The organism is Halomonas sp. 1513 (assembly GCA_001971685.1).
In the GTDB taxonomy this organism is placed as follows: domain Bacteria; phylum Pseudomonadota; class Gammaproteobacteria; order Pseudomonadales; family Halomonadaceae; genus Franzmannia.
The window spans coordinates 2667371-2680098 of the sequence record CP019326.1; the positions used below are offsets into that span (position 1 = coordinate 2667371).

At 67.9% G+C, this 12728-nt stretch carries 10 protein-coding genes; 3 read left to right on the forward strand and 7 right to left on the reverse strand.

Annotation, left to right across the window (positions count from 1 at the left end):
• Nucleotides 1–2 precede the first annotated feature (2 nt).
• Complete coding sequence (locus BWR19_12065) at nucleotides 3–2306, reverse strand: DNA internalization-related competence protein ComEC/Rec2 (protein ID APX93610.1); 2304 nt, start codon at nucleotides 2304–2306, stop codon at nucleotides 3–5.
• Nucleotides 2307–2435: 129 nt separating this feature from the next.
• Here BWR19_12065 and BWR19_12070 point away from each other — a divergent pair, with 129 nt between their 5' ends.
• Complete coding sequence (locus tag BWR19_12070; GenBank protein ID APX93611.1) at nucleotides 2436–2978, forward strand: ATP-binding protein; 543 nt, start codon at nucleotides 2436–2438, stop codon at nucleotides 2976–2978.
• Here BWR19_12070 and BWR19_12075 read toward each other — a convergent pair whose 3' ends face one another.
• Entirely contained in the window at nucleotides 2979–3695 is a 717-nt protein-coding gene (locus BWR19_12075) for a lipoprotein ABC transporter ATP-binding protein LolD (GenBank protein APX93612.1), read from the reverse strand.
• Nucleotides 3688–4929 carry an ABC transporter permease gene (locus tag BWR19_12080; GenBank protein ID APX93613.1) on the reverse strand — a complete coding sequence of 414 codons (1242 nt, stop codon included), beginning with the start codon at nucleotides 4927–4929 and terminating at the stop codon, nucleotides 3688–3690. Before BWR19_12080 ends, BWR19_12075 begins: the two co-directional genes overlap by 8 nt.
• A gap of 190 nt (nucleotides 4930–5119) precedes the next feature.
• Between BWR19_12080 and BWR19_12085 the strand changes: the two genes are divergently transcribed.
• Both BWR19_12085 and BWR19_12090 read left to right on the forward strand, forming a co-directional pair.
• Nucleotides 5120–6184 carry an agmatine deiminase gene (locus BWR19_12085; GenBank protein ID APX93614.1) on the forward strand — a complete coding sequence of 355 codons (1065 nt, stop codon included), beginning with the start codon at nucleotides 5120–5122 and terminating at the stop codon, nucleotides 6182–6184.
• Complete coding sequence (locus BWR19_12090; protein APX93615.1) at nucleotides 6181–7077, forward strand: acyltransferase; 897 nt, start codon at nucleotides 6181–6183, stop codon at nucleotides 7075–7077. Before BWR19_12085 ends, BWR19_12090 begins: the two co-directional genes overlap by 4 nt.
• Nucleotides 7078–7256: 179 nt before the next feature.
• Here BWR19_12090 and BWR19_12095 read toward each other — a convergent pair whose 3' ends face one another.
• The 4 genes from BWR19_12095 to BWR19_12110 form a co-directional block, all read right to left on the reverse strand.
• Complete coding sequence (locus tag BWR19_12095; protein ID APX93616.1) at nucleotides 7257–8204, reverse strand: thiamin phosphate synthase superfamily; 948 nt, start codon at nucleotides 8202–8204, stop codon at nucleotides 7257–7259.
• Nucleotides 8205–8262: 58 nt separating this feature from the next.
• Nucleotides 8263–9471: a bifunctional ornithine acetyltransferase/N-acetylglutamate synthase gene (locus BWR19_12100; GenBank protein APX93617.1), complete on the reverse strand. Its 1209-nt coding sequence runs from the start codon at nucleotides 9469–9471 to the stop codon at nucleotides 8263–8265.
• Between the two features lie 25 nt (nucleotides 9472–9496).
• On the reverse strand, nucleotides 9497–12229 hold the full coding sequence (locus BWR19_12105) for a preprotein translocase subunit SecA (GenBank protein APX93618.1): 2733 nt from the start codon (nucleotides 12227–12229) through the stop codon (nucleotides 9497–9499).
• An 84-nt stretch (nucleotides 12230–12313) separates the two neighbouring features.
• Entirely contained in the window at nucleotides 12314–12637 is a 324-nt protein-coding gene (locus tag BWR19_12110; GenBank protein APX95009.1) for a hypothetical protein, read from the reverse strand.
• Between the last annotated feature and the right edge of the window lie 91 nt (nucleotides 12638–12728).

Here is a 12728-nt window from a genome sequence, read left to right on the forward strand (position 1 = left end):
TCCTAATGCGCATCGGGTGGCGCTGATTCTACCCCATGACACCGGTCCCCGACACCGCCACGCCACGCCGCCAGGTCGCGCATCGGCTCGCCGCTTGGCGGCGACGCATCGCCCAGCCGCCAACTCACTGCGCCGTCGAGGGCGGTATTCCATAGGCAGCGACCGCGCAGCCGCCGCACCACCTCTTCATTGGGGTGCCCGTAAGGGTTGTCACGCCCGGCGCTGAACACCACCTGCCGTGGATCGAGCAGCGCGACCAGCTGCGGCCCGGTACTGGTGTGGCTGCCATGATGACCGGCCACCAGCAGCGTCAGCGGCGCCTCGATCTCGAGCAGGAAGAAACGCTCTACCTGACGCCCCACGTCACCGGTGATCAGTACGCGCTGGGTCCCGGCCTCGACCAGCAGCACGCAGGAACGGTCGTTGCTCGACCACTCGGCGTTATCCCCGGGCGGCGGCCACAGCACGCGAAACGTCACCTCGTCCCACTGCCACGACTGTCCGGCATGACAGGGTGCGAAGGGGACCCCGATCTGCTCGCCACGCGGTGCCATGAACTGCCCCACCTCGTGTGCCGCCAGCGCCGGGACGCCACCCGCATGGTCGAGATCGTCATGGCTGACGATGACACGCGCGAAACGCTGCGGCCGGGACCACAGGTCGGCCAACGGCATGAACCCTGAGCGAAAGCGCGGCCCGGTATCGTAGAGCAGCCTGTGGTTGGCGGTACGCAGGTCGACTAGCTGGCCCTGGCCGACATCGTGTACCCGTACCTCCAGCACGCCCGGCGGCATGCTCGGCGCTGACAGCGAGAGCGGCACCAGTCCCAGTGCCAGGCTCGCCGCCAGACGCAGCCGGCGAGGCAAGCCGGGCAGCGCCCAACAGATCGTCAGCAGGATCAAGGCGAGCACCAGCGGCCAGCGCTGCCAGGGCGCCGGTGTCCACGCCGGCAGCCAGCTCATGGCCACGCCGAGCAGGCCATTCAGCGCCTCGGCGAACTGCCCAAACAGCCACCAGCACAGCGCCGAGAGCGGCGGCATCCAGGCCAGCAGCCAGCCGAGCAGCCCCAGCGGCACCATCAGCGAACTGACCAGTGGTACCGCCAGCAGGTTGATCAGCGGTGCGGCGGGCGCCAGCCTGTCGAAGGCCGTGAGTACGGCCGCCGCCATCAGCGGTGCCAGCAGCAGCTGGGTGCGCAGCAGCGCCCACAGCCAACCGCGCACCCCACGCGGGCGCCGACGCCCCTGCCAGATCACGATCAGCAGCGCCACGGCAACGAAGGAGAGCCACAGCCCGGGGCGCCACAGGGCGATGGGGTCGAGCAGCAGCACCATGCCCAGCGCCAGCCACCAGGCCTGCCAGGGACCAGGGGCGTGGCGCCCGCTGGCCACCCAAAGCCCGACCAGGGTCATCAGCATGGCGCGCTGGGCCGGCGGCGCGAAACCGGCCAGCATGGCATAGCCCACGGCGGCCGCCCCGGCCAGCCACCACGGCCAGGTCGCCAGCCGCCAGCGGGTGGGCGTGGCGAGCCGCGCAATGCCGCGTCCCAGCAGCAGGGTGAAGGCGGCGACCAGGCCCACGTGCAGGCCCGAGATCACCACCAGGTGGGTGGTGCCGGTGGCATTGAGTCGCGCCCAGTCGTCCTGGTCGAGACGCTCACCGGCGCCCAGGGTCAAGGCCGCCAGCCAGCGCCTGGCAACGCCCTCCTCCAGGCGCCGATCGAGGAACTCGAGGCCGCGCTGAGCGGGCTGCGGCGGCGGAGTGGATAGCCGCACCGGTTCGGGGTCACGCCGCACATAGCCGGTGGCGTCGATCCGTTCGCGCCACAGCCAGGCGGCATAGTCGAAGGTGTGGGGATTGGCGAAACCGGTCGGCGGGCGCAGCCGCACCGCCAACTGCCAGCGCTCGCCAGGGCGCATCTCGGGGGCTTGCCCCTCGGCGTCGAACAGCGTCAGGCGCACCCGGCGCAGGTCGTCACAGCCTGGACGCGGGGCGAGCGCGGGCTGGCATGCCTCCACCGCCACCAGCAGCCGCGTCAGCTCGCCCTGGGGATCGACCTGCAGCAGCCGTCCCTGCAGCTGCAGGTCGGCGCGCGACAGCCCCTGGGGCAAGCTCGCAGTGGTCGCCTGCAGCACCGGCCAGGCGGCCAGGGCTACTACCCCCAGCAGCGCTAGCCGGCGCCAGTGCCGCCAGGCCAGCAGCCCCAGCAGCAAACCGGCCTCGGCGAGGCCGGAGGGGGCCAGCCGGCCGACGGCGATTCCGAGTAGTGCCGCCAGCGCCAGCGGCAGCGCCCATCCCATGCGCATCGCGTATCACGTCCGTGTGTTGCCGCCTGCGTCGACGCCGCAAATAAGCGGCTGTGATCGTGGCGGGCCATGAGCCTAGTATGGATAATAGCTGACTTCGAGCCACCCCAGCGCCACCACGAGCCCACCATGCCGCGCCGACTGCTACAGCGCTACATGCCCCACCCCGACACCCTCAAGCGCAAGCGCTCACTGCGCTTCATGGGGCGCCTGATCGGCGATCCTTCGCTGTGGGTGCTATCACGACGCAGCGTGGCCAACGCCTTCATGGTGGGGTTGTTCAGCGCGCTGCTGCCGATCCCTTTTCAGATGGTGGTGGCCGCCTTCGGCGCCTGGCTGCTGCGCTGCAACCTGCCGCTCTCGGTGGGACTGGTGTGGATCACCAATCCGCTGACCATGCCGCTGATCTTCTACGGCAACTACCGGGTTGGCGCCTGGCTGCTCGACACCCCGGCCCGGGAAGCACCGACCCGGCTATCAACGCGCTGGATCGCCGAACAGATGGTCGACATCATGCCGATCCTGGTGGTGGGGTCGCTGGTCTCGGCGGTGGTGATAGGGCTGGCCGCCAATCTGGTCATTCGCCTGATCTGGCGCTGGCAGGTGTCACGCAGCTGGCGCCGCCGGCGCTTACGCCGGCGGCGCCGTCAACGTGACGGCGAGGAGTGCTGATCAAGCCGCCGAGAGCCGGCCACCGTCGAGGCGCAGCACGCGGTCCTGATGCGCGGCCAGCGCCGGATCGTGGGTCACCACCACGAAGGCGCAGGCAGTGGTCCGCGCCAGCTCGTCCATCAGCGCCAGGATGCTCGCCGCAGTGGTCTGATCGAGGTTGCCGGTGGGCTCGTCCATCAGCACCAGGCTGGGATCGGTGATCAGCGAGCGGGCAATCGCCACTCGCTGGCGCTCACCGCCGGACAGCTCGCCGGGCTTGTGCTCGGCGCGCTCGGCCATGCCCACCCGCCCCAGAATCTCGAGGGCTCGTGCCTGGGCCTGCTTGCGCGTCTGACCGCGAATGATCAGCGGCAGTGCGGCATTCTCCAGCGCCGTCAGCTCGGCCAACAGATGGTGGAACTGGTAGACGAAGCCGATATGGCGGTTGCGAAACTTGCCCAGCGCCGCCTCCTTGAACTGCGCCAGCGACTCGCCGGCCACCTTGACCTCACCGGCACTGGGGCTGTCGAGCCCGCCGAGCAGGTTGAGCAGCGTGGTCTTACCCGAGCCTGAGCTGCCGACCACCGCGACCCGCTCGCCGGCGCGCACCTCGAGGTCCAGCTCGTGGAGCACGGTCAGATCCTGTGGCCCCTCGCGGTAGGTGCGGGTCAGGCCGCGGCACTCGAGCAGCACCTTGCCCGCCGCCTGCGCGGCGGGATTATTGACGTCGTCACTCATAGCGCAGCACCTCGGCAGGTTGAATCCGTGCCGCACGCCAGGCTGGATAGAGCGTCGACAGGAAGGTCAGCACGAAGGCCGCACCAACGATGTTGCCGACATCGGCCCAGTCGAGGCGCGACGGCAGATGACTGATGAAGTAGACGTTGGAATCGAGGAACTGGATACCCAGTACCGATTCGAAGAAGTTGATGATGTCCGAGATGCTGAGCGCCAGGATCACCCCGAGTATCACCCCGATCAATATCCCGATGATGCCGATCGCCAGGCCCTGGACGATAAAGATGCCCATGATCGAGCGCGGCGTGGCGCCGATGGTGCGCAGGATGGCGATATCGGCGTGCTTGTCGGTGACCACCATTACCAGCGTCGAGACGATATTGAACGCCGCCACCGCGATGATCACCGTCAGCAGCAGGCCGATCATGCGCTTCTCCATCTGGATCGCCTGGAACAGGTTGCCGTGGGAGAAGGTCCAGTCGATGCCGCGGTAGCCGCTGCCCAGCTCATCGATGATGGCGCGGGTCTCGCTGTTGGCGACGAACAGGTCATCGAGCTGCAGACGCAGCCCCTCGACGTTGTCGCCCAGCCGCGCCAGGGTCTGCATGTCCTCGATATTGGCGTAGGCCAGCCCGGCATCGAGATCGGCGCCGACGCTGAAGATACCGCTGACCGTGAAGCGCTTGAGACGCGGAAACACCCCCGCGGGGGTGATCGAGGCCTCGGGCACCAGCAGGGTCACCCGGTCGCCGACGCTGACGCCGAGGCTGCGCGCCAGCATCGAGCCGAGCACCAGGTTCCACTCGCCGGGCTGCAGGTCGTCGAGGCTGCCCTGCTGCATATGCCGGCTGATGATCGAGACCCGGTCCTCCCATTCGGGCTCGATACCGTTGACCATGGCGCCCTCGTTGCGCCCACCCACCGAGAACATGCCCTGCTGCTGGATATAGGGGGCTGCGCCGATCACCCGCTCGCGCTGGGTCAACTGCTCGGCCAGCGACTGCCAGTCGCTGAGGCCTTCGCGCGCCTCGATCTTGGTGTGCGGCACCATCCCCAGGATGCGATTACGCAGCTCGTGGTCGAAGCCGTTCATCACCGACAGCACCAGGATCAGCACGGCAACGCCGAGCATCAATCCCAGCATCGAGGTCAGTGAGATGAACGAGATAAAGTGATTGCGGCGCTTGGCCCGCACGTAGCGCAGACCAAGCATGATGGGCAAGCGGTCGAGCATCGCGATCGATTCCTTTTCAGAAGGCGCACATGGTACGGCTTTTTAGGCTCAGGTGCATCGTTGTCGGTGGCAGCATCCGGGCCGCCTGCGCCACAGCATGCCAGGCTTGCATCCGCACCGACAGCGCCCTACATTGCGCGCTCTGGTCCCGGCATCGCCGGCCACGATCCATCCAGCGTGAGAAGACCGCATGGCGTTACGTGTGTTCCCCGAGTGGCACCCTCAGGATGCCGTCCAGCTGACCTGGCCCCACGCCCGCGGCGACTGGGCGCCCACCCTGACGCGCATCGAAGCGACCCTGGAAGCCATGGTGGTGGCGATCAGCCGCTACCAGACGCTGCTGATCACAGTGTCTGACCAGGCCACTCGCCAGCGACTGGCGCGGACCTTCGCCCGGCTCGGTGTCAGCGACGAGCGGCTGCGACTGGTGGTCGCAGCCGCCGACGACACCTGGACCCGCGACCACGGCCCGATCGCCGTCGAAGAGGACGGCCGGGTGGTGTTGCGCGACTTCACCTTCACCGGCTGGGGCGGCAAGTTCGCCGCCGAGCATGACAACCGCCTGAGCCGCCAACTCGCCGCGCAGGGGGTGTTCGCCGCCCCGCTCGACACCCGCGACCTGGTGCTCGAGGGCGGCGCCATCGACAGCGATGGCCAGGGCACCCTGCTGACCACCGAGGCCTGCCTGCTCAACCGCAACCGCAACCCGCACCTCGACCGCGCCGGCGTGGAGGCCGCGCTGGCCGAGGCGCTGGGGGCAACGCGGGTGCTGTGGCTGGCACACGGCCACCTCGAGGGCGATGACACCGACAGCCACATCGATACCCTGGCGCGCTTCTGCGACCCGCAGACCATCGCCTATGTCCACTGCGACGACGAACAGGACGACCACTACCCGGCACTCGCCGCCATGCGCGCCGAGCTCGAGACGCTGCGCCAGGCCGACGGCGCGCCCTACCGGCTGGTGCCGCTGCCCTGGCCGCGGCCCTGCTTCGACCCCGACGACGGCCACCGGCTGCCGGCCACCTACGCCAATTTCCTGATCATCAACGGCGCCGTCTTGGTGCCCACCTACGCCGACGCCGCCGACGCTCGCGCCCTGGCGGCCCTCGCCGGGGCCTTTCCCGGACGCGATATCATCCCCATCGACTGTCGCCAGGTGATCCGCCAACATGGCAGTCTGCACTGCCTGACCATGCAGCTGCCCCGCGGCAGCCTGGCAGGCGCGCCCCACTCAGCGGAGGGAACCCCATGACATCCACTCTGACGGTTGGCCTGGTTCAGCAGGCAGCCTGGCCGGACAAGACCAGGAGCCTCGCCGAAAGCGAACGCGGCGTGCGCGAGCTGGCGGCCCAGGGCGCCCAGCTGGTGATGCTCCAGGAGCTGCACGCGACGCACTATTTCTGCCAGTACGAGGACCCGGCGCTGTTCGATCTCGCCGAGCCGCTCGACGGCCCCACCGGCCAGCGCCTGGCGGCGCTGGCCGCCGAGCTCGACATCGTGCTGGTCGGCTCGCTGTTCGAACGCCGCGCCGCCGGCCTCTACCACAATACCGCGGTGGTCTACGACCGCCAGCAGGGGCGCGTCGGCCACTACCGCAAGATGCATATCCCCGACGACCCGGGCTTCTACGAGAAGTTCTACTTCACCCCCGGCGACGCCGACGCCGCGCAGGGCTTTCAGCCCATCGACACCTCGCTGGGTCGCCTGGGCCTGCTGGTGTGCTGGGACCAGTGGTACCCGGAAGCCGCGCGTCTGATGGCGCTGGCCGGCGCCGAGCTGCTGCTCTACCCCACCGCCATCGGCTGGCACCCGCCGGACGACGATGCCGAGAAGCGCCGCCAGAAGGACGCCTGGACGCTGATCCAGCGCAGCCACGGGGTGGCCAACGGCCTTCCAGTGCTGGTCGCCAACCGCGTCGGCCACGAGCCGGACCACAGCGAGGTCAGCCCCGGCATCGACTTCTGGGGCGGCAGCTTCGTGTGCGGCCCCCAGGGCGAACTGCTGGCCCACGCCGGCGAGCAGAGCGAGCTGCTGCTGGTCGAAGTCGACATGGCCCGCGGCGAAGACACCCGGCGCATGTGGCCCTACCTGCGCGACCGGCGCATCGACGCCTACGGGGATCTGACCCGACGCTATCGGGATTGAGTTCTGCGAGAACGTTACGGGCTAAGACGCCGACACGAGCGGCCCTGGGGATAGGCCAAAGCGGGGGTTCTTTTCCAGGGATGGAAAAGGTAGCGCCCAGGGATGGGTTTACAGCGCCCCCGCGTAGGCCTATCGCCGGGAAAGCCGCGGCTATCGAAGCGGCTCTCCCAGAGTATGGCTTACTTCCAGAAATCTCGGATCGAGGCGATGCCCTGGGCGCCCACCGCGCGGGCGTGGTCGGCATCATAACGGGTCATCCCGCCCAGCGCGAAGACCGGCGTGCCGGCGGTCTCCACCAGCTGCTGGAAGTCGTGCCAGCCCAATGGCGCGGCATCCGGGTGGGTGGGCGTGGTACGCAGCGGCGAGAGGGTGACGAAGTCGCAGCCGATCCGCGCCGCCTGGTCGAGCTGGGCGCGGTCGTGGGTCGAGGCAGACAGCCACTTGCCCTCGGCGATGGGCCGCCGCTCGAGGCTCATCAGTCGCTCGCTGGTGAGATGGATACCGTCGGCGTCGACCTCGTCGAGCAGGCTCGGCTCGCCGTTGAGCAGCAGCCGCGCGCCGTGCTCGCGGCACATCGCCAAGGCCTGCTTGGCACGCGTGACATAGGCATCATGCTCGAGGGTCTTGGCACGCAGCTGCACCAGGCGAATGCCGTCCTCGCGCAGCGCCCGCTCCAGCTTGGCCAGGAAGTCGGCGTCGGCCTCCTCCTCGGCGCTGATCAGATACTCGGTAGGCAGCATCACCGCACGCAGGATGGGCAGATTGGCCGCCGGGAAGGGGTAGTTGACCAGCTCCTCCATCGGCACCCAGCGCACCGCCTGGCCCTCACGGCCAAACGGCTCGCCGGCAAACTCGTGAACCTGCCACACGTCGAGCAGGATATGCTTGTCCGGGTACTCGTGATGCACGCGGATCAGCGGCTGAGCACGCTGGATCTCGACCCCCAGCTCTTCGTGAAGTTCGCGGCGTAGCGCCTCGAAGCCGGTTTCATAGGGTGCCAACTTGCCCCCCGGAAACTCCCACAGCCCCCCATGATCGACATTGGAGGGGCGCCGCGCGATCAGCACCTCTTGGCGATCGCCACTGACGATGGCGGCGGCCGCCACATGTACCCGTCTCTTGACCATTATCCTCGTACCCTTGTCTTCACGGGCGCACCCGTACTGCTCGGACCATTGACGCCGCTCAACTGCGGTAGTCGGCGTTGATCGATACATATTCATGGGACAGATCCGAGGTCCACACCGTCGCGTCGGCTTCGCCGCGGCCCAGTCGGATGTGAATGGTGATCTCCTCGCCGGCCATTACCGCGCTGCCGGCCTCCTCGGTATAGCTGGCCGCGCGACCGCCGTGTTCGACCAGGCGAACCTCCCCCAGGTCGATGACCACCCGCTCGACGTCGAAGTCGTCTACCGGGGCGCGCCCCACCGCCGCCAGGATCCGCCCCCAGTTGGCATCCGAGGCGTAGAGCGCGGTCTTGACCAGCGGCGAATGCGCCACGGTAAAGGCCACGTCCAGCGCCTCCTGGCGCGAACGCGCCTGGCTGACCTCGAGGGTCACGAACTTGGTCGCCCCTTCGCCGTCGCGGATGATCGCCTGGGCCAATTCGACCAGCACGCCGTCGAGGGCCGCGCGGAAACGCGCCACGTCATCTTCGGCGCTAACTGCCGGACCCTGCCCGGTGGCGATCAGCATGCAGGCGTCGTTGGTGGAGGTGTCGCTGTCAACGGTGATGCAGTTGAACGAGCGTGCCACCCCCTCGCGCAGCCACAGCGCCAGGTCGGCCTGGGCGATGCTGGCATCGGTGGCGACGAAGCCGAGCATGGTCGCCATGTTGGGCTGGATCATCCCCGAGCCCTTGCTGATGCCGCTGATGGTCACCGTCTCGCCGCCGATCTCGACGCTGGCCGTGGCGCCCTTGGGACGCGTATCGGTGGTCAGGATGCCCTCGGCGGCGGCGGACCAGCCGTTGGCATCGAGGCTCCCCAGCGCCGCAGGCAGGCCGTCGAGAAGCCGCTGCATGGGCAGCGGCTCGCCGATTACCCCGGTGGAGAACGGCAGCACCGCGGTGCCCGCCACCTCGGCCAGGCGGCCCAGTTCTGCGCAGCTGGCCTCGGCGTCGCGCATGCCCCGCTCGCCGGTACCGGCGTTGGCATTGCCGGTATTGATCAGCAGGTAGCGCGGCGTCTCGAGGGCCAGGTGGCGCTTGGCGACATGCACCGGCGCGGCGCAGAAGGCGTTGCGCGTGAAGGTGCCCGCCACCGTGGCGCCGGGGGCGATTTCGATCACCACCAGGTCGCGGCGCCCCGGCTTCTTGATGCCGGCCATGGCGCTGCCCAGCCGCACCCCCTCGATCGCCGGCAGCGCCGGAAACGTGCCCTTGCCTACTGCCATGCGCTTTCTCCTTGCCCGATGCGTATCAACTCAGTTTGCCGCAGCACTGCTTGTACTTCTTGCCCGACCCGCAGCTGCAGGGGTCGTTGCGCCCTACTTTGGGGCCTGCACGGCGCACCGGGCGGCCGTCGGCGCCCGGTGCCGGCTGGGCGCGCTCGGCATCCGCCGCCGGATCGTCGTCGAGCGCCTCATGGCGCATGGCGGCGCCCGCCTTCTGACGTTCCAGCTCCTCGCGGCGCTTACGCTCCAGCTCCTCGACCTCGTCCGGACGGCGCACCTTGACGTGACTCAGAATGCGCGTGATATCCGACTTGATGTTGATCAGCAGATCCTGGAACAGGGTGAAGGACTCGCGCTTGTACTCCTGCTTGGGGTTCTTCTGCGCATAGCCACGCAGGTGAATGCCGCGGCGCAGGTGGTCCATGGCCTGCAGGTGCTCCTTCCAGCGCGAATCGAGGACCTGCAGCATGACCTGCTTCTCGAAGCGCCGCATCAGCTCTTCGCCGACGGTCTCGACCTTGGCGGCATATACCTCGCGGTGCTGAGTCTGCAGACGCTCGCGCAGCTGCTCCTCGTGGAAGCGCTCGTCCTCCGCGGCCCACTGCACCACCGGCGCATCGATGTTGAACTCGGTCTTGAGGTGCTCCTGGAGCCCCGCCAGGTCCCACTGCTCCTGCAGGCTCTGGGGCGGCACGAACTCGCTAATGGCCTGGTCGAGCACCTCTTCGCGGATGCCCAGCACGTTTTCCGAGACATCGTCGGCACCGAGGATCTCGTTACGCTGCTCGTAGATCACCTTACGCTGGGCGTTGGCCACATCATCGTACTCGAGCAGCTGCTTGCGAATATCGAAGTTGCGGCTCTCGACCTTTTTCTGTGCCCGCTCGACGGCATTCGAGACCATCTTGTGCTCGATCGCCTCGCCGCGCTCCAGGCCCAGGGCCTGCATCAGGCGCTGCACGCGGTCGGAGCCGAACAGCCGCATCAGGCTATCCTCCAGCGACAGGAAGAAGCGCGTCGAGCCGGGGTCGCCCTGGCGCCCCGAGCGGCCGCGCAGCTGGTTGTCGATGCGTCGCGACTCGTGCCGTTCGGAGCCGATCACGTGCAGGCCGCCGGCGGCCAGCACCGCCTCGTGGCGTGCCTGCCAGTCGGCCTTGGCGCGCTCGATATCGGCGCTGCTGGGGTCGTCGAGTTTGGCGACCTCGGCCTCCCAGTTGCCGCCCAGTACGATGTCGGTCCCGCGACCGGCCATATTGGTGGCGATGGTAATGGCACCGGGACGGCCGGCCTGAGCGATGATCTCGGCCTCGCTCTGGTGCTGCTTGGCGTTGAGTACGTTGAAGTCGAGCTTGGCCTCGCGCATCAAGTCGGCCAGGTACTCGGATGTCTCGATCGACGCGGTACCCACCAGCACCGGCCGGCCGGCCTCGGTCTCGGCCTGGACATCCTTGATGATGGCCTCGAATTTCTCCTCGCCGGTGAGATAGACCAGATCATTGAGATCCTTGCGTTCCAGCGGCCGATTGGTGGGAATCACCATCACGTCGAGGCCGTAGATCTGGCGGAACTCGAACGCCTCGGTGTCGGCGGTGCCGGTCATGCCGGCCAGCTTTTCATACAGGCGGAAGTAGTTCTGGAAGGTGGTCGAGGCCAGCGTCTGGCTCTCGCGCTGCACCGTCACGCCTTCTTTCGCCTCCACCGCCTGGTGCAGGCCCTCCGACCAGCGGCGCCCGGGCATGCTGCGCCCGGTGTGCTCGTCGACGATCACTACCTGGCCGTCGTTGACGATATAGTCGACGTCGCGCTGATAGAGATGGCGGGCGCGCAGCGCCGAGTGCATGTGCTGCAGCAGGTTGAGATTCTGCGCCGCGTAGAGCGAGTCGTGCTCGCCGAGCAGCCCTTCACTGCGCATCAGCTCTTCGACCTTGTGGTGGCCGTCTTCGGTCAGCTCGACCTGTTTCTGCTTCTCGTCGAGGAAGAAGTCGCCGCTGGCCGGATCTTCGGGATCGCTGCACTTGGTCAGGCCAACCGCCAGCCGATCGACGACCTTGTACATCTCGGTGTTCTCTTCCACCGGGCCGGAGATGATCAACGGCGTGCGCGCCTCGTCGATGAGGATCGAGTCGACCTCATCGACAATCGCGTAGTGCAGCCCGCGCTGGACCTTGTCCTCCAGCGAAAACGCCATGTTGTCGCGCAGGTAGTCGAAGCCGAACTCGTTGTTGGTGCCGTAGGTGATGTCGCAGGCATAGGCGGTTCGCTTCTCCTCACCGCTCTGGCCGGCATAGATGGTGCCCACCGAGAGGCCCAGGAATTCATAAAGCGGGCGCATCCACTCGGCGTCACGCCGCGCCAGGTAGTCGTTGACGGTCACCACGTGCACGCCCTTGCCGGGCAGCGCGTTGAGATACACCGCCAGAGTCGCCACCAGGGTCTTGCCTTCGCCGGTCTTCATCTCGGCGATACGCCCGCGGTGCAGGGCGAGGCCACCGATCATCTGGACGTCGAAATGGCGCATGCCCATCACCCGCTTGCTCGCCTCGCGTACGGCGGCAAAGGCCTCGGGCAGCAGGCGGTCGAGGGTCTCGCCGTCGGCCAGGCGTTCACGCAGCTGGTCGGTGATCTGACTCAGGGCAGCATCGTCGAGGGCTTCATAGCGTGACTCGAGCTGGTTGATCTCGGTGACCGGCTTGGCCAGGCGTTTGACTTCACGGTCGTTCTTGGAACCGACCATCTTGCGTAATAGAGAATTCAGCATTGCGTGTTCACTCGTCGCGTGGAATCGAAACACAGCGTCTCGACCGGCATGGCACGGTCGCCGCTGGCGCCTCCTGGGGCGGCTTCAGGTGGAGTGAGTGAACAGGCGAGGCGGGCCTCGACGCGACAGCACGTCGGCACCCGCGACGGGGCGTAGCAGCAGTGTCAGCGCATGCGGAGCACGCGCCCGACGCGGCACGTCGGGGCGCCGCCGCGCCGGCGGCAACCAGCGCCGCCGACGTGCCAGGCGCCGGCTTTCGGCACGAATGCTGTCCGGCACCAGCCAGCAGATCTGCACCACACGACTGACCAGGCGCACGTCACCCTGAGCCAGGCCCGCCGGCAGCAGGCAACCCACCAGCAGGCCGGCCAACCACCAGCGACTACGCACACGGCGTCGCGAGCCGATCGCCGTGGGGCGACCGGCATCCGGCGTGGCCGACTCGCAGCAAGCGGGGGCGGCGTGACTCATGCTGTCGATGTACTCTCTGGCATGCTAG

Bases quoted from the DNA above. Each gene is read 5' to 3' on its own strand.
- BWR19_12065 (APX93610.1), bottom strand. From the start codon at position 2,306: ATGCGCATGGGATGGGCGCTGCCGCTGGCGCTGGCGGCACTACTCGGA.
- BWR19_12070 (APX93611.1), top strand. From the start codon at position 2,436: ATGCCGCGCCGACTGCTACAGCGCTACATGCCCCACCCCGACACCCTC.
- BWR19_12075 (APX93612.1), bottom strand. From the start codon at position 3,695: ATGAGTGACGACGTCAATAATCCCGCCGCGCAGGCGGCGGGCAAGGTG.
- BWR19_12080 (APX93613.1), bottom strand. From the start codon at position 4,929: ATGCTCGACCGCTTGCCCATCATGCTTGGTCTGCGCTACGTGCGGGCC.
- BWR19_12085 (APX93614.1), top strand. From the start codon at position 5,120: ATGGCGTTACGTGTGTTCCCCGAGTGGCACCCTCAGGATGCCGTCCAG.
- BWR19_12090 (APX93615.1), top strand. From the start codon at position 6,181: ATGACATCCACTCTGACGGTTGGCCTGGTTCAGCAGGCAGCCTGGCCG.
- BWR19_12095 (APX93616.1), bottom strand. From the start codon at position 8,204: ATGGTCAAGAGACGGGTACATGTGGCGGCCGCCGCCATCGTCAGTGGC.
- BWR19_12100 (APX93617.1), bottom strand. From the start codon at position 9,471: ATGGCAGTAGGCAAGGGCACGTTTCCGGCGCTGCCGGCGATCGAGGGG.
- BWR19_12105 (APX93618.1), bottom strand. From the start codon at position 12,229: ATGCTGAATTCTCTATTACGCAAGATGGTCGGTTCCAAGAACGACCGT.